Genomic DNA, 19,093 nt, shown 5'->3' on the forward strand with positions numbered 1-19,093 from the left:
TTCTGAGCGAAGGAGAAGCATACCAAAAATCCTGAGCGTAGTCGAATACCCCATGATGTGGTAAAGAGGGGGTAAAACCACGTACACATCGTATAAGCGTGCTGTTTTGATGGGGTATTGATAGGGCGCCTTATTAGGCCAGGGCTCATCAACAGTTTACTTTAGATTTTGATTTGAACATTATTAACTAACAATTGACTTGCATATGAAAATTCTGCGTTTTGTCCTCGTATTGCTGGTATTACAGGCTTTCTTCGCGCCTGTGCTGGCACAGGATCTTGTAGTAACCGGTAAGGTCAACGATAAAAACGGTGAGCCATTAACGGGCGCTACCGTAACTGTTAAAGGTACCAATCTGGCTACTACAACCGATGCCAGCGGCAACTTCACCATCCGTGTTCCCAACAGGAAAATCCTGTTGATTGTTTCTTATGTTGGTATGGCCCGTCAGGAGCTAACCATTCCTGAAAGTGGTACTCTTTCTGTACAACTGCAAGATGTAGGGTCAATGGGTCTCGATGAAGTGGTGGTAATAGGGTATGGAACCCAAAGTAAAAAGGTGGTTACCGGTGCTATTTCCAGTGTAAAAGCCAAAGACCTGGAAAATGTACCCAGTAACAGAATTGAACAGGCCCTGCAGGGAAGGGTGGCCGGTGTAACTATTGCCCAAAACAATGGACAACCTGGTTCTGCCTCTACCATCAGGGTACGGGGTATTACCACTTTTGGCGAGGGCGGTAATAATCCGCTGTGGGTGGTAGATGGTGTTGTAGTTGATCAGGGTGGAATTGGTTTCCTGAACCAAAGCGACATTGAGTCAATTGAAGTATTGAAAGATGCCGCTTCTGCCGCTATTTATGGAACCCGTGCCGCAACCGGTGTAATTCTGGTAACAACCAAAAAGGGGAAAAACGGTCAGCTAACGGTTAACTACAATGGATTCTATGGTATATCCCGGGCAAACAAAAAGCTTGACCTGTTGAATGCCACTCAATATGCTGCAATTATAAATGAAAAATCGGCGAATGGCGGCGGTGCGAATGTTTTTCCTGATCCTGGTGCACTGGGTGCAGGAACAGATTGGCAGGATGCGCTTTTTAATGATAAGGCAGCCCGTTATTCACATGAAGTTAGTATGAGCGGTGGTAATGAAAGATCAACTTTCTATTTGTCGTTTGGTTACCAGGACCAGGAAGGGATTGTAGCCGGACCGATCTCAAACTATACCCGGAAAAATATCCGCATCAATTCTACGCATAAGCTCTCCAAAATTTTTACAGTTGGGCAAACGGTAGGGTATTCGCACCAGAAAACGGTTGGTATCGGCAATACCAACAGCGAATTTGGCGGACCGTTAGCTTCGGCTATTAATCTTGATCCTGTTACGCCATTGGTGATTACTGATCCGGCAATAGCCAATGCCAACCCGTACAGCAACAACCCGGTAATAAAAGATGGAGCTGGTAATCCGTATGGCATCTCCTCGCTGGTGGGTCAGGAAATGAGCAATCCGGTTGCTTATATTCAAACGCGGCTGGGACAGTTTGGCTGGTCAGATGATTTTGTAGGCAATGCCTACCTGGAAGCAGCCATCGGCAAACATCTTAAAGTAAGATCAACGCTGGGTGGCAAATTGGCTTATTGGGGCGGACAGGGTTTTACACCTTTTTATTACCTGAGCGCTACGGTGAAAACTTCACAGAATAATTTTAATAAATCGGATAACAACAGCTTCAACTGGAATATCGAAAATACGGTAACCTATACCAACAGTTTCGATAAACATAATGTAACGGTGTTGTTGGGCCAGGGCGCCTATGTGGAAAATATTGGCGGTGGTTCAAGTGTTACGCTGTTCAATTTGCCCATCAGTAGTTATAAAGATGCGTCCTTTAATTTCGATATTCCCCAGGCAAACAGGAACTCTTCTTCATCTGACTTAACCAGGCACAAATTGTCGTCGCTGTTTGCGCGGGTTAATTATAATTATGAAGAAAAGTACCTGTTCACGGGTATTATCAGAAGAGATGGTTCATCGAGATTTGGTTTGAATAATAAATATGGGGTATTCCCTTCTTTTTCTTTGGGATGGAATGTGTCGAATGAAGAATTCTGGCCAGGCAACAACATTGTTGACAGGCTGAAGCTTAGAGGCGGTTATGGTGTAGTAGGAAATGATGCCATCAGGAACTTTGGTTACCTGTCGGTAGTATCAGGCGGGTTTAACTATACACTTGGTACATCAGATGATATTACTACCGGTTATGCACCCGAATCGCTCGACAATCCTGATTTGCGTTGGGAAGAAACTTCACAAACCAATATTGGTTTTGAAGCGCAACTGATCAAAGCACTTACGTTGAATGTAGACTACTTCAGCAAAAAGACATCCGGCATTTTACGTCCGATCACCATACCAGGGTACGTAGGCGTATCTACCTCACCGGTAGCAAACATTGCCGATATGGAAAACAATGGTTTGGATGTGGAATTGGGTTATCGGAAAAGCTTTGGCGATCTCAACCTGGGCGTGAATGCCAATTTCTCTTACCTGAAAAATAAAGTTACCTATGTAGCGGCCGATGCCGATTTCATAACCGGTGAAGCCAGCTTCCAAACAATGGGGGCTATAACCCGTATACAGAAAGGACAATCGTACAATACCTTCTTCGGATTTCAAACCGCCGGCATTTTCCAGAACCAGGCCGAGATCAATGCCTATAAAAATAAGAACGGCGACTTATTGCAACCGGATGCTAAACCTGGCGATTTCCGTTGGGTAGATATCAATGGCGATGGCAGGATCACCAATGATAATCTGGATAAAACTTTCCTGGGCAGCAGCATTCCTAAATACACCTTTGGATTAACAATCAATACCAGTTATAAGGATTTCGACTTTATGGTATTTATACAAGGTACTGCAGGCAGTAAGATCTTTCAGGGATTGCGTCGCCTCGATATTGGTAATGCCAATTATCAAACAGCCGTGCTGGGCCGCTGGACCGGCGAAGGAACTACGAACGATTATCCACGCCTGTCGACCAATGATGCCAATGGCAACTTTACCCGAATGTCTGATTTCTATCTGGAAAAAGGTGATTATGCCCGGTTCAAACTGGTGCAGTTGGGCTATACATTACCCCAAAGAATTGTAAGTAAGATAAAGGCTAACAGACTGCGGGTGTATGTAACATCTGAGAACCTGTTCACCATAACAGGCTATACCGGGTATGATCCTGAGATAGGCGGTGTCGTTTTTGGCGTTGACAGAGGCGTATATCCGCAAGCCCGGTCAATTATTGGCGGTGTTCAGTTGCAATTTTAATTATTCATCCATCCAATTACAGATCATGCGAACAGTAAAAATAAACTACTTATTAATAGTTGTTATTATTATAAATACCCTGGCATCGTGTAAAAAAGGGTTTGTTGATGTAACACCACAGGGACAATTCCTATCAGACTTTTATTATGCCAACCAGGACCAGGCCTATTCGGCATTGGTTGCCGTATATGATCCATTGCGAAAAAATTCGGGCGGGTTTGAAAATATGCTTGCCCTGATGAATTCAGGTTCCGATGATCATTATACCGGTGGCGGCAACTCAACAGACGGCACGCAGTTGCAGGCTTTCTCAAACTATACCATGACCGCTAACCTGATGGCCGGCAGCTATTGGAACGATCCTTACCAGGGCATATTCAGGGCCAATGTGTTGTTGAAGAAACTGCCCAATGTGCCTATGGATGATAATTTAAAAGCAAGGTTCGCCGCAGAAGCAAAAGCATTGCGGGCATTTTATTATTTCAACCTGGTGCGCATGTTCAGAAATATTCCGCTGCTGCTGGAACCGTTAACGGCCAGCAACATGTACCAGGTAGAACAGGCAAAACCGGAAGATGTATATACGCAAATAGAAAAAGACCTCACGGAAGCGATTACCGACCTGCCTGCAACCATTGCTGCAGCAACAGAAGCCGGTCGTTTAACCAAAGGCGCCGCCAAAGCGCTGTTAGGGAAAGTATACCTGTATGAGAAAAAGAATACCCTGGCTGCTCAGCAACTGGCTGAAGTAAATGGTCCTGTACCTGGCGCAACAAGTCCCTTCGGTTATAAGCTGCTGACTAAATTCAGTGATCTGTGGGTAGTTTCGAATAAGTTTAACAGTGAGTCTATACTGGAAGAAACGCATAGTGCCGCCGGTAACTCCGACTGGGGCTTTTGGGGCAGCGGCCGCGATGAAGGCAATTCGTTGAATGTAATGGTTGGCCCAAGAAGTTATGAAAGAATAGATGCAACAGCGCCTGATCTGCCTTCAGGATGGAGTTTTTTTGTATTCACGCAAAACTTCTACGATTTTATAAAAACAGATCCCCGCGCTGAAGCTACTTTGCTCGATCTGAATGCGCTGCAGGCTGCAGGTAAAGTAAAATACATTGCGGGCTACATGAACACTGGTTATTTCCTGAATAAATTCTTACCTCGCAAACCCGATGTGTCGAAAGGCGGGGGCATTTCTGAACTAAACTATCGTCAGAATACCTATATCATTCGGCTGGCAGATACTTATTTAATGGAAGCTGAAGCATTGGGCGGAACCGGAGCAAGGGCGCAGGCATTATTGGATGCCGTTAGAGCCCGTGTGGGCTTGACGCCTGTGCCGGTTTCCCTGGCTGCTATTAAGAACGAACGCCGCGCTGAGCTGGCCGGTGAAGGCCACCGTTGGTTCGACCTGGTAAGATGGGGCGATGCGCCCGCTGTTTTGGGAAGCAGGGGGTTTGTACAGGGAAAACATGAAGTGTTTCCTATTCCTTTCAGAGAAACACAGGGTACTAAGATTCAGCAAAATCCCCTATACAATTAGTTTGTAGTTTATGGTTAAACAAACTTCAATGAAATCTTTTAAAAGAAATTACCCATTCATTATGTTCAATAGTGTTGGTTTATGGTTAGTATGGCTGATGCTGACCGGCAGTTGCAAAAAGAACAACGTTACCGAAAACCCACCACCTGTACAACCACCGCCGGTAGCAACTGATGTACAGTTTTATTTAACCCAGGGCGATCAGTTTGTTTTGTTTAAAAAGCAAAACGTTGCACTGGTATTTTCCGGCACGGGTAATGCAAGCACTACCATTGACGTTGATACAACACAAACTTTTCAGTCGATTGATGGCTTCGGGTATACGTTGACTGGGGGAAGCGCTACCCTGTTGAATTCACTGCCACCGGCTACATTGGATCCTTTATTGAAGGAGCTTTTTTTGTGGGACAGCACAAACATTGGGGTAAGTTATTTACGAATTAGTATCGGCGCATCTGATTTAAGTGCTACCACATTCACTTATGATGATATGCCTGCCGGTGATACCGATGCAACCCTGGCGCATTTCAGTATTGAAAAAGAAAAACAGGACCTGGTACCCATCCTGAAAAAGATCGTTGCATTGAATCCAGCTATAAAAATTTTAGGATCGCCCTGGTCGGCGCCGGTGTGGATGAAAACCAACGGCAGTTTTGTGGGTGGAAGTCTGAAACCTGAATATTATGCTGCCTATGCGAATTATTTTGTGAAATATATACAGGCCATGAAAGCAGAAGGCATTACCATCGATGCCATCACTCCGCAAAACGAACCATTGCATGGTGGCAATAACCCAAGCATGGTGATGCAGGCTGCTGAACAGGCTGCATTCATAAAAAATAATCTGGGACCAGCATTTGCGGCGGCCGGCATTTCTACCAAAATTATTACGTACGATCACAATGCCGACCGGCCAGATTATCCGCTGGCCATTCTGAATGATGCAGCAGCCAAACCTTTTGTTGATGGTTCTGCTTTTCACCTGTATGGCGGCAGCATTACGGCGCTTACGCAGGTACATAATGCACATCCCGACAAACATGTTTATTTCACTGAGCAATGGGTGGGTGGCCCCGGAAATTTCCCTGGCGATCTGCAATGGCATGTAGAAAACCTGATCATTGGCGCTACCCGTAACTGGAGCCGGAATGTATTGGAGTGGAACCTGGCGGCTGATCCCAATTACAACCCACATACGCCTGGCGGTTGTACAAGCTGTTTAGGAGCACTCACCATAGCTTCTACCGTAACAAGGAATGTATCATATTATATAATTGCCCATGCTTCCAAATTTGTTCGCCCCGGTTCGGTACGCATCGGCTCAAACAATGCAGGCTCAATTATAACAGTGGCCTTTAAAAATCCTGAGGGCAAAAAAGTATTGATAGCATTAAATAAAGGAACGAACTCAGAAAGCTTCAATATAAAATTCAATGGCAAAATGGTAACCACCAGCCTGAATGCAGGCGCTGTGGGAACCTATGTATGGTAAGCAAAACCGATACTAAAAGAATCCTGTCCCGTTTTTATTATCCTATATCCTTATTACCAGGGAGCAGGCTCAGCAAATTAGCTGTGCTTGTTCCAACACTTCTAACAAAGCAATTACAATAACCAAACAAAAAGGCCCATCCCGGTAAGCCGGGACAGGCCTGATTTGTCTTTGCGTGTATCGTGTACTTCTTTGCTTCTTTCTGATTCTTTTATCACGGGTGATGCCCTGTTATATTAACTGTCAGGTTCTATTTCTTTTGTTTAAGATGATTATCTTTTGCATATTGGTTGTAGATCAGGTCCATTATGGTTTGGTCATCTATATCAATCAGCGATGCGATCCTGAAAGCATCTTTAAAAGTGAATCTTTCAGGGCATTTAATAAGTTTATCAAACGTTTGGTGATGCATACCCAGATCATGGGTTACAACGGTCTTGGGCACTGTCTCTAATATTTCTGAAAAGCTTTTTATATGCCCACCTGCAATTAGTTTTTTTACCGTATTGTAGCGCTTATCCTTCGACTTCGCCATCTTACAAAGAAATAGGCAAATAGCTAAATATGCGTCAAACATGTCATATAACTACTGTTAATAGTTCAGTATATGACATACCGTAGTTCATTAAATGACATTTGCAGGTGTTAATTGTATTTTTTTAATACCGTTTGAACTTTCATGTATTGGGGGGCCGATAGCCTATATGATCATAACATTTGCAGTAGTAAGGAGAGTAAAACCAACCGTATAAATATGTGTGCAAGCAAAAAATGCTCAGCATGCGCTACAGTAAAGGGTTACAGGGAATTTAAGGCTGAACGGACAGGAAAAACGAAACGTTTCCGGTAGTTATAATTTATTAAAGAAAAAACCTAATCGCCCATCTTCTGTTTCAGCATAGCCAGTTCCGCTTCGATATTTACCAGTCGTTTATAAATTTCACCAGGTCCGGGCAGTTGTCTTGTCCATCGTTCAACTACATACCAGATCTCCGCCACTTCAGCCACATCCAAAACGATGGTTGGAAATTCACCCGCATGATTATTATCGCTTTTTACAATGATCTTTCCTTCATGATAACGGTTGATCAACCGCTTTATTAATATCCCCTGGCGGGTAACCAGCACATAAACACGATCATCGCGAACGTCTGAAATGTCGGCCCAGCGTGCAATTACGCGGTCTGCATCCTGTAAAGTAGGAAACATGGAATGCCCTTCAACTTCAAATATCCGGTAAGTGCCGTTCGTATAACCGGGTAACCGGTAAGCCGATAAAGATTGTATGAATTGCGGATCGCCAAAGCCTGCCATATAACCGGCCCTTGCTTTTATCGGAACATAAATGATATTCTCCTCGCCATGACTATCCATGGTAATGATCTTGGGCGCCAGGAACCGGCGATAAGGTTGCAGCGACTCAGCAACGATAGATACCGGCGTGTCTTCGTCACCCGGAGGTAAATATTGGCGGGTAATGTTGGTTAGGTTACCGCCTACGTTACCTTTTGGGTTACTGTTCTCCTTGTTTTCATCCTCTTCCCGGTATTCAATTAGGTTACCTTTCGACAAGTCGACGCTGACCAGTTCGTCGATCGAAATGTCGAAAAATGAGGCAATTTTCTCCAGGGTGCCCAAATCCGGCTCAGAATGGGTGGTTTCGTAGTTTGAAAAGGTGTTACGCTTCAAACCCAATGCTGTGGCCACTTCTATCTGTGTCATCCCCTTCTTTTTCCTTAGAAAGGAAAGGTTGGGTGCAAAAAAAGTTGACATAAAGTAAATTTTTTGCCTCAAAAATTGGATTTGTCAAAAAATGAGGCATATATTTGCTGTATCGAAAAGCGATACAAATATGCAGGGGGCTAAAAGTATGCAAAAAAACAAAGAAACAGTACTACGGAGGCGGGATGTGGCTGCCCTGGTGGCAGATATCCATGGGGTTACTGCCGACCATGTTAGAAAGGTAATCCGCGGCGACCGGGATAACGAAGAAATACTGGCTACCTATATGCACATTATTGAAAGTGACAACCAGTTGTTGAAAGCCGTAAAAAATGTAACTCCATTTAATTCAAACCCAAATCCTAAAACATGAAACAGCTAACCTGCCTGAATTCCTTCCTTACAGGCAATCAAGTTACAGCTTCCTGAGCTAACGAAATCCTTCCTTAAGAATTACATTTTTTGACCCTACTAAAACTGTTCACCTTGAAATTTTTAGATAACATATTATATCTCGGTTTTGCCGAAATGGTGCAGGCTATTGTGAATGCAACGGGTAAGGAAAAAGAAAAGGTGGAAGTATATCTGCGCAAAGCTAAAAGTACCGGCACAAAATGTTGGGCCTTCATGAACGACCCCGATGACCGTCGAAAGGTTTTGATCAAATATGAAAACCTGAAAGATGAATATAAAGAAATGGTGAAGGAGTTGTTCGGCAATCCATACGATTATATGGCTAAAGAACCCATTAAACGAATGGTTCAGCCCGATCAGAAAGCCGAAGCATTCTTTCTTTCATACGCCTATAACGACAATAAGTTCTTGCCAACAGAGCACATAACAAAATATGTAAAAGCTGCAAGCTGGTTGAATATGCTCAATGACATTAATCAGAATAAGAAGCTTATTAAAAAACAGTTGAACCTGAATCTTGATCAGTTCTGGTTTCATGTGTGCGATATTATTAAATCGGAAGGCATTGATCTGCCTGCCAGTTATCAACGCCTGCGTAATAAAATGAACGAATACCAGCAGAAAGGGTACGCTTGTTTAATTGACTGGCGATTTGGTAACTCGCTTGCCAAAAAAATTGACGATGATGTTTTGAAGAAGTTGTTAGAGCATCCCAATCAATACGATGATGTGATGTTGTGCTATTTGTATAACAGTTGGGCAAAACAAAATGGCAAAGAGGCTATTGGCGCGCGCATTGTTGGGTTGCGTAGAAAAGAATGGGAGCATGAAATTATTGCCGGTCGCGAAGGCTGGAATGCCTTTAACGAAAAATATGTACGCCAGGTAAAAGGATTGCCGGCCCGTACCATGCATCCGCTGGCATTGGTTGAAAGCGACGATTATAATTTCAACTATTATTTCACTGATCCTGATATGCAGGGCGGCAGCAAAGACCTGCAACGATATGTTGGTTATATAGTGGCAGATAGCAGTATTGGATTGGTATTAGGAGCAAGTTACCGCCATGCCAAAGCGCCTGTTTTTGATATGGTTCGAATTGCGTGGATCGATGCGATGTATTATATAAGGAGTATTACCGGTGGCGACCAATGGTACCTGCCTTTTGAAGTGAAAGCCGATCACTGGAACAGAAAGAATTCCTTTCCCTTCTTCAACAGCATTGCCCGGTTTGTAAAACCAGCCGTAGGCAATAAACACCGGGGATACATTGAACAGTTATTTGGAAGCGATCATGCAAAGCGCGCCGAAAAACTGGCAGCGCACAATGAGCTTAATTATAACGGCAACAACTTAACAGCCCGGCGTACGGGCGTGAATGTAGAAGCGCTGAAAGCAAATGCAAAAAGGCGTCCGTTAACAGGCGATCATGCGAGCGGGCAGATCAATAAGTTCCTTTATTATATGCGCAACATTCCATCCATTACTAAAAGTGATCTGGAAGCGCCCAGTCGCGAGGCAATGTTTAAGCATCGCTGGAACGGGTTAAATGAGGCACAAAAGCGTTCGATCACTGACCTGCAATTTCTGCACCTGTTTGGTTTTGCTCATTCACCGCAGGGAAGATCGGTAACCATTACGAACAGAGGAATTGAGCCCGTTATTAATGGCACAAAGTATAGCTATGATTTACCTGACTATGTAAGCATGCAGCATTTGATCGGCAGTAAGGTAACTGTAGTGTATGATCCGTACGATATGAGCCGTGTATTGATCACCGACCATGATAATATTCGCTTTGTTGCGAAAGAAGCTAACCTTCAGCCGCGGGCATTGGTATATCAATACGATGGCAGCAGACAAGCGCTGGACATGATCTTAAATGAAAAGAAAGCGCAGGTAAATAAAGTGGCGGCACTTTCTGCGGCACGTACCCATGAGATAGATTCAAAAGCGATTTTATTAGCTGGGTTGGCACCTAAAGAATTATTGGCAGCATCGGAACAGGCATATCGTGAAGAAAGCATACAAGCAGGAAATACGCATTTGCCTGAAATGACTGAGGTAGAGGAAGATGCCTTTAATGTTTATAAGAACATCTTTAACCGTTGATACATCACTATTCTCTAACCTTTAGTAATTAAAAAATATACATAATGAATAAAGAAACAAAGAAGAAAATAAGTGCCTGGGCCATTGCGCCCACCAGCGTATACAATAAGCTTGTTGCTTATTTCGGCGATGCGCAGCGACATCCCAAAGGTATACATGCACTGGTCATTAATGCCAGCATGGGAAAAAGCATCACCGTAAAAGCATTTGCTGAACAAAATAATTCGGTTTACTACGTCTGTTGCCACCGCCACATGCCAATTCGCCTTTTGCTGCGCGACATGCTGAGGTGCATGGGTAAAGATAGCAGCGGCACTATTGCAGAAATGCTCGATAACCTGGTGCGTAATCTTGAAAAAGACAACGATCCGCTGTTCATTATCGATGAAGTGGATAAGCTGAAAGACGAGGTGTTGGAAATGTTTGTTGACCTGGAAAACAAACTGCACAACAAATGCGGACTGGTATTTATTGCAACACCATATTTAAAAAAGCGCATTGAATTAGGCGTAAGCCGTAACAAAAGAGGTTTTGCCGAATTGTATAGCCGGATGAAAAAAATATTCTGGGACCTGACGCCGGCTAAACAGGAATTTAAAAAAGACGTATCGCTCATTTGCAAAGCCAATGGCGTAAGCAATGAGCAGGTAATAACAGAAATGTATAACAAATGCGAATTTGATTTGCGCGTACTAACCGATTTAATTAATGCTTTTAAAGCCGCCTGATCATGACACAGACACTATTGCAAAAAAAAGAAAAGACATACTATAAAAACGGAAGTATTATGAACGTGTTTACAAGAAAGGAAATATCTATAGTGAGCCACGTTATATCACGTGCACAAAATGAGATTCAACAACAGGCAGGTATTGAGGTAACATTGATCCCCCGCTATTCGAATAAAATGGTTGAGAATGATTTGAAAAAATTGTTTGAAGCAATGTGTGACTGCTGGAATGTACAGCTTGCCTGGGTAAGCGATAAAAGCAGGGCGAACGACAGGCCCAGCATGCGCAAGTTATTATGGATGGTAGGCAAGAAAAAATTTCCACACGTGCCCTATTGTTTATTAGCCAGTTTAACCGGAACAACTGATCATGCCGGGGTAATTAAAGGTATTCGAAGCGGGTATAACTGGCTGAATGTGCAGGATGAAAAGTTCCTGAAGTATTATGAACCAGTAAAAAGTTATTTCGATGAATATCAGGAAGAGCAAGTATAAGTTCGCGCCACCATTATTTTTACTCCTGCACAGGCTTTCGCATTGCGCATTCTGTACACCGACTATATCAACAACCCAACCAGTTACCTCGGCAATAAATTGCATGTGTTGGCGGTAGAAGTACATAAAGAGTTTCATTAAGATCCACTGAGTAAGATTTTCTATAAACGATCAGGTTTTTGAAAGGGCCTGTATAGGATACTTATTGTCTGGAATAAAAAAATTAAGTATGGCGAATCATTGTATAGAAGTAGGATGTGCGCATTGCGGAGCCTGGTATTGTATAAGAGGGTGTGAAAGCCAGCCGGTGCCAGGTAAGAACAGCACGCTGCTGATCAAAGAGAAAATCAAAACTGAAAATGCAGTACGATATGAAAATGCGACTTGCATTCATTGTAAAACCAATAACCTGTATTGGCTCTAAAACAGCTGCAATATTTTTTAACTAATAAATTTTAACAACATGTTACGCGAAAAAAAGAAAGTCATCAACAATGTAAATTATGAACAGGCACAGGAAGCTTCTGCCAAATATGCTGAACTGACTACCCGGCTTGGATCAATTGAAGCGCAAATGAACGAACGCATCAACAGCATTAAAGAAGAGTTCCAGGATGAGATCATCTACCTGAACATGGAAAAGGAAAAATTATTTGAAGTGCTGGAAGTGTATGCCAAAGAGCAGAAAGACAGTTGGGGTAAACGGAAGAGCGTTGAGTTGTTGCACAGTGTGATCGGTTTCCGTACGGGAACGCCTAAAGTTACCAAAGACAGGAAGTTTACCTGGGAGGATGTGCTGGAAATGGTTCAGGAAAAATTTCCTTCGCTGGTACGGGTTAAATGCGAGCTCGATAAAGAAGCGATTATCGCCATGCGTGAAGAGAAAGAGTTTCACGATCTGCAAAAAACATGTTTTGTAGATGTGGTACAGGATGAAACGTTTTTTGTAGAAGCCAAATTGCAACTATTACAACGCGCCTAGCGCTGATATAATTTTCAAGGCACTGATCAAAGATCTTGTTTCATAGCTAGTGAGTAAGTAAGCCGTTCTGTTTCTACAGAATGGCATTTTAACCGGACAAGGAGATGGTGATTTCAGACATGCTGTATTACCTGGCAGGTTCGATTCCTGCACCGGTTGCCGAGAATTACTGAACAACTTGAACTGTTAAATACCTGAAGTAAGCCGGTTTTTTCCGTTTTTGATGAGTAAAAAACATGCAACTGCTTGTAATACAGATTTGTAGCGAAAAATAGCCCCCGTAAAATCTAAGTATAAAAAGCAAAATATTAATCCACCATGGAATCGGTTGTAAAAGCGGAAAAGCTCCCTAAGAAGAAGAAAATCAAAGTATTGCGACCTTCTCAGATCGTTTCAAAAGAAAGGAATATTTACCCCCTTGAAGGCATCTTTCACGATTCGTTCGGTCGTCCTGAACGACACGCAAAATGGTTCATAACCGGGCCATCGTTTGCCGGTAAAAGCTCTTTAATTTTTACGCTGTGCAATTACCTAACGCACTTTGGGATTGTAGATTATAACAATCATGAAGAAGCGGGTGGCGACAGCGAAACCGTTGCGCATAAGATCATTCAATCGGGCATGCAGGATAAAGATGGAAAAGTGAGATTGTATAAAGCGCCTATTGAAAGCGATTATTATGAAACGTTTGGCGAACGATTGATGAAAAAGAAATCAGCCGATTTTGCCGTGCTGGATAGCATACAGCATGCGGAGTTGTCGAAGAAACAATATCTGCAGCTAACAGATTCACTGTGCCAGCCGAGAAAAGGAAAGTCGCTGATCTTTATCAGTCATTGGGTAAAGAATGATTTTACAAAATTCGTTAAGCACGACTGCGATATTAAAATAGAGGTAATGGGTTTCGTTGCTTATGTTGAAAGCCGTTATGGCGGTAGTAAACCATTTTTGATCTGGGAAGAAGGAGCAAAGAAATACTGGCGCAAAAAATACAAGGATGTATTGGAAGGCAAATATTGGCCAGGAAAGAAAAAATAATAGTTTAACAAATAGTAATGCCCCGCTAAGCCGTTGGTGTAGCGGGGCTTTTGTTTTTCGTGACAAAGTTGGCTTGTAAATATGCTATGCAAATACGATTATTGTATTGCAATACGTATGCGGGGAGTCAACACACTTTTTACTGATATTTTCGACCAATCAAAAGAGTCCACACCCAAAGCCGGCAAAGGCCGCAACAGCCAGTTGCATGAAGCCCGCAACGAAGCACTGGTAAGCCGCTATTTTTACTACGGAAATTTCTTCGATCGCAAATTCAGCTACGAATTCATTATCAAAAAAGTCGCCTCAGAATTTTATTTAAGTCCGGTCACTGTTCCCGAGATCATTGAAGCAAACTACAACCTCCTTGTTAAACTCAAGAAAGAACAGCCTGCCATAAAATACTTCAAGGAAAAATGGCCGCACCTGATATGGTAGCTTCCCAACCTATTCGTAATAGGTAGGGTCAAAATCAGGTGATTCAATTGTATATACCGGCGATGCGCTCGCATCCTCAAAGCCAGTTGTAAATAGTAATGTTCTCACTCTGATATCATCTTCCCGGCCCTGCTCGGTTGTAACCTGCAATCGCGTCAGTTCCTGGCCAATGGAATTGCCATCCTGGTCTTCAGGTTGCCATCCCTGTAATGCTTTATAAAGCTTTGCCTCTATTTCATAACACGCCAACGCCTGACCGCCAACGGTATCCGGAGCTGTAACCGGCGGAAAGGCAAGGCGAAGCTGAATGGTAACATTTCCCCACTGCACAAGCTCACTTTCACTACCAAAATCAGACGTTATAAAATCGATCAATACACACGGCCACGAAACGGCAGGTTGTGTATCATAATTCTCCAATTGACTCCAATCCTGTTCTACCAATAAAATTTCGGGAACAGATTGTTGGATGCGTGCTTTCAGCGCCAACAAAAGCAAAGAGTAATACGATTGAAACATAGTGTATGTGCTGTTTTATCAATTTGTTTTTATAGCCAGCAGAAGGCTTCTTTCATTTATATCGCAATTCTATTGGTGAATTGCCTGCCGGCATACCTCAAAATTCGCCTATTTAAGCGGCAGTTTAAAAACGCAAAAAGTATGATACCGCAGTTACTGCGGTATGTAACCGCAAATAATGATGAAGCCTGAATCCCTCATTTTGTAAGCCCTTTTAATCGTTGCAGTTTTGTGATGTCAACGGCACGGAAACCGATAGATGAAAGGTTAACAAGTGATCGAAACGTACCAGCAGCTACAACAGTGAAAAGCAAATAACCGGTCAGCCCCGTAAGGCTGTTCCCGGTTATTCTGAAAAGAAAACTATGCAGAGCAATGAAATGATCCTTAATGCGCTTACCGGTATAACAACAGCAACAATAACATGGTACGCAGCCCGAAGAAAGAACAAAGCAGAAACTTATATCAGTGAACTGGATGCAGTAGAAAGAGCCGTAAAAGTATGGCGTGAACTGGGAGAAGGAATGCAGAAGAAATATGAAGCACTGCATGATGAAGTAGAGATCCTTCGTAGCGAAGTAAAAGTATTGCGTGAAGATAACAGGCAGTTAAAAAAAGAGAACCAGCGATTAGTACAACAAATAAAAACACTTTCCGGTGAAAAAGGCTAATGCACTATTTATAACCATTGTAATCGTATACGCGCTATCAATGATCGCGTTGTTGTTTGGTTGTAAAACACCTAAGCCGGTAATAGCACAGGTAAATGACAGTACGGTTGTAAAATACTTTTACCGGGACTCTATTATAGCCTTACCTGGCGACACCGTGCAAATAAGAACAACCGTGCCCTGCCCTGAAGCTAAATGGCAGGGGCAGGCTAAAAGTGGAAGATCGTCGCTGGTAGCCAGTTTGAAAAATGGCGAGTTAAGCATTGATTGCAAACAGGACAGTCTTTTGTTACGCATTTCCCTGCTGGAAAAAGAACTCGAAAGGAAAACCAACACCATTGTGCATGTGCCGGTACCGCGGGAAGTGATCCGGTACCGCACTCCCTGGTGGGCAAAAATAACATTGGGTATAAGTATCTTTTTTATAACCCGCTTTTGTATTAAAAATTGGCGATTACTGATTGCAGGCGCAAAAGCAATTATACAATTCTTTATATGACGAATTCAGCAAAAGCCCTTGAAATAGCAATCAGTCAGTTGGGCGTTCGCGAAAAGGGTTCAAGTAATTCGGGTGTGGAGGTAGATCAATATTTGAAAAGCGTTGGGCTCAATCCCGGTTATCCCTGGTGTATGGCGTTTGTATACTGGTGTTATCAACAGGCTGCAAAGAGCACAGGCGTTTCAAATTTTCTTATCAGAACAGGTGGTGTTTTACATCAATGGAACGAGCAGCAACCAAAAAGAAAAATAGTGCTCGACAAAGTACTTAAAAATCCTGCCATTATTCAGCCTGGCGCCGTGTTCATTATGGATTACGGAAAAGGCACCGGTCATACCGGGTTGGTTGAACGAATACAGGGCGGATTGGTAGAAACGATCGAAGGCAATACCAACGATGAAGGAAGCCGGGAAGGTTATGAAGTTTGCCGCCGCACCCGAAAACTGGCATCCATCAAAGGATTCATTCAATAACATACCATTATGGATCACGTAAAAAATTACTTCAACGCTTATCCGGTAAGCAACCAGTGTTTTGAAACCAGCGACAGACTGCTGTTCCATAACATACAGGATGCCCTGGAACATGCCGAAGTGTTAAACGACAAAAAAGTAATTCCTTATAAACGGGTAACGCCGGTTAAAAAAGGAATTGAAAAGCAAAAAAGCACAAAACGGAAAGCCGGCAGTTTGATCATAAAAATGGAAGCAGCAAAAACGGAAGACGAATTAAAAAGTTTGCTGCCCAAAAACGAAAAACGCAAATCGGTCCTGGCTACCTATAATAAAAGACTTCAGTCGTTACAAGCGGCTGAACAATCAGTAGAGACTATAAAAATTTAAAATTCTCAAATTAAAATTATGTCATTACCCAAAGTAAGTGTACTCTACAGCAATGGCAACCTGTTACAGGACGTAGATGCTGTGGATGGGATAGCAGCACTCTGCGGCACCGGCTCAACAGCCGGTCTGCTGGGAGTGCCCACAACGGTGTTCAGCCTTGAAGATGCCGAAGGCAAGGGCTATACCGAAGCTGCTGAACCAACGATGTACCGTCACCTGAAAGAGTTTTACAGTGAAGTGGCCGGTAACCAGGAATTGCATATTATGATCGTTCCTGATACTATGACCATGCCACAGATGCTCGACAACACCAATGCAAGCGGCGCAAAGAAGCTGATTACAGCAGCACTGGGAAAAGTAAGATTGCTGGGTGTATTTCATAAACCGGCCGCCGGCTATAACGGAGGCACAGAGTTTATCGACAGCCAGGTGAGCGCTGCCGTTATCAATGCAAAGGTTTTTGCCGAAGCACGCCTGGCTGAACTGGTGCCTTTGCGTATCCTGATCGAAGGCCGGGTTCAAAACGAGGCATCATCCACAGTATTTCAGCCTAAGAACAGCAGCAACGGATATGCAGGTGTTGTGTTGGGTGGTTCTGATGATGATGGATCCGCTTCAGTAGGTCTGGCATTGGGCAGAGCTGTTAAGTTCGGCGCTCACATTAAAGTGGGTAAAGTAGCAAATGGCCCCCTCAGCATTAGTACAGCATATATCGGAACAAAGCAACTGAAAGATATTGCCGGATTGGCTGCCCTGCACAACGCTGGTTATATCAGCTTAATGCAGCATCCTCAAAAGGCAGGTTTCTATTTTGGCATCGATCGTATGAGCAGCACTGATGATTATCGGCTGTTGGCTTATGGTCGTGTAGTTGATAAAGCTGCTGTTATTGCTGCCGCTGTTTATGTAGAGGACCTCGAAGGCGAAGTAGCAGTTGGTGCAGACGGCAAGATCGCTACCAGTGTTCTTACACACCTGAAGGCAAAGATCATTCAACAGATCAATGTGGCCATGGCAGACCAGATCAGCGGAATTGATGTATACATTAACCCTTCTCAGAATGTTATCAACACCGGCAAATTAACCGTACAACTTCGTGTTCGTCCGTTCGGATATACTTCATTCATTGATGTTGACCTGGGTCTTGTTGCCCCGGCAATTTAAAAAATAAATTATGCCAACATTTAGCACAAAAGAATGCGCATGGGCGCATGTATCTATAACCGTATTAGGCCGCACCATCGTAGGCCTGCGCGGTTTTGAATTCAAAAAAACGATCGAAAAAGAGCACCTCTATGCAGCCGGCGATAAGCCGATCGATATTCAAAGCGGTAACCAAAAATTTGAAGGCAACCTGAAGCTGTTGAAGTTTGAGGTAGATATGTTGAACGATGCAGCGGTGAATTCCAACTATGCCGATATTCTGGAAGTACCACACGACCTGATCGTAATTACCTGCGACTATAAGAAAAAGGACAACGATCCTACCCGCACCATTACAGTTTCAGGCGTTGCCTTCACCGAATTGACCATGACGATGGAGCAAAATGCAAAAATGACCGAAGTAACGCTCCCTCTCCTGGCCATGAATATTGAATATAAAAACTAACAAAGTAAAAATTGCTTAATCCCATCACATGATACAAACAGACAATAACAACAAAGGAACAATTAAGGACATTAAAGAGCGCGAACGCAAGGAAGAGGAAATCAAACTGCGCGAACAATGCCAGGAACTGGCGTATGAGCGTTACGGCGAAGACCAGGTGATAAAATGGAGCAATCAACACAAAGGATTGTGGTATTTACCGGTAATGGACGAAAGCGGTGAAACCATTGAAGCAATTGCTTTGATGAAACCGATCAACCGGCATATCCTTTCTTACGCTTCTACCAAGATCTCCGACGAAGGTTTATATGCTTTCCTTGAGCAATGTATGCGCGAGTGTTTCATTGCAGGAGACGATTTTATTATCGAGGATGATGAATATTTCATACCTGCTGCCATGAAATTCAACGCCATTCTGGAAGGTAAAAAAGCGGCTCTTTTAAAAAGATAGGCGATGCATCGGAGAAAGCCGAACACGACGTATTCGGCTTTCTTGAAACAATAGTGGAATACTATACGGGGCGTGATGCATCGCTGCTTTCTGATGACGCCCTGGTTATGAAACTGGCACACATTAACCGCATTCGCAAAATGGAAGCGGAAAATGGATATGGTAAAACTTTAAACGGATTATAGCGTGGCGAATACAATAGCTGAACTTT

Annotated in this window: 22 protein-coding genes; 19 read left to right on the forward strand and 3 right to left on the reverse strand. The window is 43.3% G+C overall.

Translation table 11 applies throughout. The annotated features are described in order from the left end of the window. Positions 1 to 205 precede the first annotated feature (205 nt). The 3 genes from FAM09_RS18185 to FAM09_RS18195 are packed head-to-tail and all read left to right on the forward strand — an operon-like array spanning position 206 to position 6,360. Positions 206 to 3,328, forward strand: a complete 3,123-nt coding sequence (locus tag FAM09_RS18185; RefSeq protein WP_136578568.1) for a SusC/RagA family TonB-linked outer membrane protein — start codon at positions 206 to 208, stop codon at positions 3,326 to 3,328. Positions 3,329 to 3,353: 25 nt separating this feature from the next. Beyond that, a complete protein-coding gene (locus FAM09_RS18190; RefSeq protein WP_136578569.1) occupies positions 3,354 to 4,868 on the forward strand; it encodes a RagB/SusD family nutrient uptake outer membrane protein in 1,515 nt (504 codons plus the stop codon). A 28-nt stretch (positions 4,869 to 4,896) separates the two neighbouring features. Beyond that, complete coding sequence (locus tag FAM09_RS18195) at positions 4,897 to 6,360, forward strand: glycoside hydrolase family 30 protein (RefSeq protein WP_136578570.1); 1,464 nt, start codon at positions 4,897 to 4,899, stop codon at positions 6,358 to 6,360. A gap of 250 nt (positions 6,361 to 6,610) precedes the next feature. Here FAM09_RS18195 and FAM09_RS18200 read toward each other — a convergent pair whose 3' ends face one another. Both FAM09_RS18200 and FAM09_RS18205 read right to left on the reverse strand, forming a co-directional pair. Further along, positions 6,611 to 6,895 carry a hypothetical protein gene (locus FAM09_RS18200; RefSeq protein ID WP_136578571.1) on the reverse strand — a complete coding sequence of 95 codons (285 nt, stop codon included), beginning with the start codon at positions 6,893 to 6,895 and terminating at the stop codon, positions 6,611 to 6,613. Between the two features lie 338 nt (positions 6,896 to 7,233). Beyond that, positions 7,234 to 8,133: an XRE family transcriptional regulator gene (locus FAM09_RS18205; protein WP_136578572.1), complete on the reverse strand. Its 900-nt coding sequence runs from the start codon at positions 8,131 to 8,133 to the stop codon at positions 7,234 to 7,236. Between the two features lie 40 nt (positions 8,134 to 8,173). Here FAM09_RS18205 and FAM09_RS18210 point away from each other — a divergent pair, with 40 nt between their 5' ends. The 8 genes from FAM09_RS18210 (at position 8,174) to FAM09_RS18245 (ending at position 14,291) form a co-directional block, all read left to right on the forward strand. After that, the gene (locus tag FAM09_RS18210; RefSeq protein WP_136578573.1) at positions 8,174 to 8,455 is read left to right on the forward strand and encodes a hypothetical protein; all 282 of its coding nucleotides are present in this window, start codon (positions 8,174 to 8,176) and stop codon (positions 8,453 to 8,455) included. Positions 8,456 to 8,568: 113 nt separating this feature from the next. Beyond that, positions 8,569 to 10,608 (forward strand): Mu transposase C-terminal domain-containing protein, encoded by a 2,040-nt coding sequence (locus tag FAM09_RS18215; protein ID WP_136578574.1) that lies wholly within the window; start codon positions 8,569 to 8,571, stop codon positions 10,606 to 10,608. 44 nt (positions 10,609 to 10,652) lie between these two features. Next, complete coding sequence (locus FAM09_RS18220) at positions 10,653 to 11,336, forward strand: ATP-binding protein (RefSeq protein WP_136578575.1); 684 nt, start codon at positions 10,653 to 10,655, stop codon at positions 11,334 to 11,336. A gap of 2 nt (positions 11,337 to 11,338) precedes the next feature. After that, the gene (locus tag FAM09_RS18225) at positions 11,339 to 11,833 is read left to right on the forward strand and encodes a hypothetical protein (protein WP_136578576.1); all 495 of its coding nucleotides are present in this window, start codon (positions 11,339 to 11,341) and stop codon (positions 11,831 to 11,833) included. 229 nt (positions 11,834 to 12,062) lie between these two features. Beyond that, positions 12,063 to 12,257, forward strand: a complete 195-nt coding sequence (locus tag FAM09_RS18230; protein ID WP_136578577.1) for a hypothetical protein — start codon at positions 12,063 to 12,065, stop codon at positions 12,255 to 12,257. A 39-nt stretch (positions 12,258 to 12,296) separates the two neighbouring features. After that, entirely contained in the window at positions 12,297 to 12,815 is a 519-nt protein-coding gene (locus tag FAM09_RS18235; RefSeq protein WP_136578578.1) for a host-nuclease inhibitor Gam family protein, read from the forward strand. Between the two features lie 318 nt (positions 12,816 to 13,133). Continuing rightward, complete coding sequence (locus tag FAM09_RS18240) at positions 13,134 to 13,853, forward strand: hypothetical protein (RefSeq protein ID WP_136578579.1); 720 nt, start codon at positions 13,134 to 13,136, stop codon at positions 13,851 to 13,853. 117 nt (positions 13,854 to 13,970) lie between these two features. Further along, positions 13,971 to 14,291, forward strand: a complete 321-nt coding sequence (locus tag FAM09_RS18245) for a hypothetical protein (RefSeq protein WP_136578580.1) — start codon at positions 13,971 to 13,973, stop codon at positions 14,289 to 14,291. Positions 14,292 to 14,300: 9 nt separating this feature from the next. Here the strand turns inward: FAM09_RS18245 and FAM09_RS18250 are convergent, their stop codons facing one another. Further along, the gene (locus tag FAM09_RS18250; RefSeq protein ID WP_136578581.1) at positions 14,301 to 14,810 is read right to left on the reverse strand and encodes a hypothetical protein; all 510 of its coding nucleotides are present in this window, start codon (positions 14,808 to 14,810) and stop codon (positions 14,301 to 14,303) included. A 365-nt stretch (positions 14,811 to 15,175) separates the two neighbouring features. Here FAM09_RS18250 and FAM09_RS18255 point away from each other — a divergent pair, with 365 nt between their 5' ends. The 8 genes from FAM09_RS18255 to FAM09_RS31435 are packed head-to-tail and all read left to right on the forward strand — an operon-like array spanning position 15,176 to position 19,067. Further along, positions 15,176 to 15,481: a hypothetical protein gene (locus tag FAM09_RS18255; protein ID WP_136578582.1), complete on the forward strand. Its 306-nt coding sequence runs from the start codon at positions 15,176 to 15,178 to the stop codon at positions 15,479 to 15,481. Continuing rightward, positions 15,468 to 15,980: a hypothetical protein gene (locus FAM09_RS18260; RefSeq protein WP_136578583.1), complete on the forward strand. Its 513-nt coding sequence runs from the start codon at positions 15,468 to 15,470 to the stop codon at positions 15,978 to 15,980. Before FAM09_RS18255 ends, FAM09_RS18260 begins: the two co-directional genes overlap by 14 nt. Next, the gene (locus tag FAM09_RS18265; RefSeq protein ID WP_136578584.1) at positions 15,977 to 16,453 is read left to right on the forward strand and encodes a CHAP domain-containing protein; all 477 of its coding nucleotides are present in this window, start codon (positions 15,977 to 15,979) and stop codon (positions 16,451 to 16,453) included. Before FAM09_RS18260 ends, FAM09_RS18265 begins: the two co-directional genes overlap by 4 nt. 9 nt (positions 16,454 to 16,462) lie before the next feature. After that, on the forward strand, positions 16,463 to 16,822 hold the full coding sequence (locus FAM09_RS18270; protein WP_136578585.1) for a hypothetical protein: 360 nt from the start codon (positions 16,463 to 16,465) through the stop codon (positions 16,820 to 16,822). An 18-nt stretch (positions 16,823 to 16,840) separates the two neighbouring features. Beyond that, a complete protein-coding gene (locus FAM09_RS18275; RefSeq protein WP_136578586.1) occupies positions 16,841 to 17,986 on the forward strand; it encodes a DUF2586 family protein in 1,146 nt (381 codons plus the stop codon). Between the two features lie 10 nt (positions 17,987 to 17,996). After that, entirely contained in the window at positions 17,997 to 18,431 is a 435-nt protein-coding gene (locus FAM09_RS18280; protein WP_136578587.1) for a hypothetical protein, read from the forward strand. A gap of 28 nt (positions 18,432 to 18,459) precedes the next feature. Continuing rightward, positions 18,460 to 18,882, forward strand: a complete 423-nt coding sequence (locus FAM09_RS18285) for a hypothetical protein (RefSeq protein ID WP_136578588.1) — start codon at positions 18,460 to 18,462, stop codon at positions 18,880 to 18,882. 53 nt (positions 18,883 to 18,935) lie between these two features. Then, the gene (locus tag FAM09_RS31435; RefSeq protein WP_262711665.1) at positions 18,936 to 19,067 is read left to right on the forward strand and encodes a hypothetical protein; all 132 of its coding nucleotides are present in this window, start codon (positions 18,936 to 18,938) and stop codon (positions 19,065 to 19,067) included. Positions 19,068 to 19,093: the final 26 nt, after the last annotated feature.

It is taken from the genome of Niastella caeni, assembly GCF_004834005.1.
Taxonomy (GTDB): domain Bacteria; phylum Bacteroidota; class Bacteroidia; order Chitinophagales; family Chitinophagaceae; genus Niastella; species Niastella caeni.

Bases quoted from the DNA above. Each gene is read 5' to 3' on its own strand.
- FAM09_RS18185 (WP_136578568.1), top strand. From the start codon at position 206: ATGAAAATTCTGCGTTTTGTCCTCGTATTGCTGGTATTACAGGCTTTC.
- FAM09_RS18190 (WP_136578569.1), top strand. From the start codon at position 3,354: ATGCGAACAGTAAAAATAAACTACTTATTAATAGTTGTTATTATTATA.
- FAM09_RS18195 (WP_136578570.1), top strand. From the start codon at position 4,897: ATGAAATCTTTTAAAAGAAATTACCCATTCATTATGTTCAATAGTGTT.
- FAM09_RS18200 (WP_136578571.1), bottom strand. From the start codon at position 6,895: ATGGCGAAGTCGAAGGATAAGCGCTACAATACGGTAAAAAAACTAATT.
- FAM09_RS18205 (WP_136578572.1), bottom strand. From the start codon at position 8,133: ATGTCAACTTTTTTTGCACCCAACCTTTCCTTTCTAAGGAAAAAGAAG.
- FAM09_RS18210 (WP_136578573.1), top strand. From the start codon at position 8,174: ATGAGGCATATATTTGCTGTATCGAAAAGCGATACAAATATGCAGGGG.
- FAM09_RS18220 (WP_136578575.1), top strand. From the start codon at position 10,653: ATGAATAAAGAAACAAAGAAGAAAATAAGTGCCTGGGCCATTGCGCCC.
- FAM09_RS18225 (WP_136578576.1), top strand. From the start codon at position 11,339: ATGACACAGACACTATTGCAAAAAAAAGAAAAGACATACTATAAAAAC.
- FAM09_RS18230 (WP_136578577.1), top strand. From the start codon at position 12,063: ATGGCGAATCATTGTATAGAAGTAGGATGTGCGCATTGCGGAGCCTGG.
- FAM09_RS18235 (WP_136578578.1), top strand. From the start codon at position 12,297: ATGTTACGCGAAAAAAAGAAAGTCATCAACAATGTAAATTATGAACAG.
- FAM09_RS18240 (WP_136578579.1), top strand. From the start codon at position 13,134: ATGGAATCGGTTGTAAAAGCGGAAAAGCTCCCTAAGAAGAAGAAAATC.
- FAM09_RS18245 (WP_136578580.1), top strand. From the start codon at position 13,971: ATGCGGGGAGTCAACACACTTTTTACTGATATTTTCGACCAATCAAAA.
- FAM09_RS18250 (WP_136578581.1), bottom strand. From the start codon at position 14,810: ATGTTTCAATCGTATTACTCTTTGCTTTTGTTGGCGCTGAAAGCACGC.
- FAM09_RS18255 (WP_136578582.1), top strand. From the start codon at position 15,176: ATGCAGAGCAATGAAATGATCCTTAATGCGCTTACCGGTATAACAACA.
- FAM09_RS18265 (WP_136578584.1), top strand. From the start codon at position 15,977: ATGACGAATTCAGCAAAAGCCCTTGAAATAGCAATCAGTCAGTTGGGC.
- FAM09_RS18270 (WP_136578585.1), top strand. From the start codon at position 16,463: ATGGATCACGTAAAAAATTACTTCAACGCTTATCCGGTAAGCAACCAG.
- FAM09_RS18275 (WP_136578586.1), top strand. From the start codon at position 16,841: ATGTCATTACCCAAAGTAAGTGTACTCTACAGCAATGGCAACCTGTTA.
- FAM09_RS18280 (WP_136578587.1), top strand. From the start codon at position 17,997: ATGCCAACATTTAGCACAAAAGAATGCGCATGGGCGCATGTATCTATA.
- FAM09_RS18285 (WP_136578588.1), top strand. From the start codon at position 18,460: ATGATACAAACAGACAATAACAACAAAGGAACAATTAAGGACATTAAA.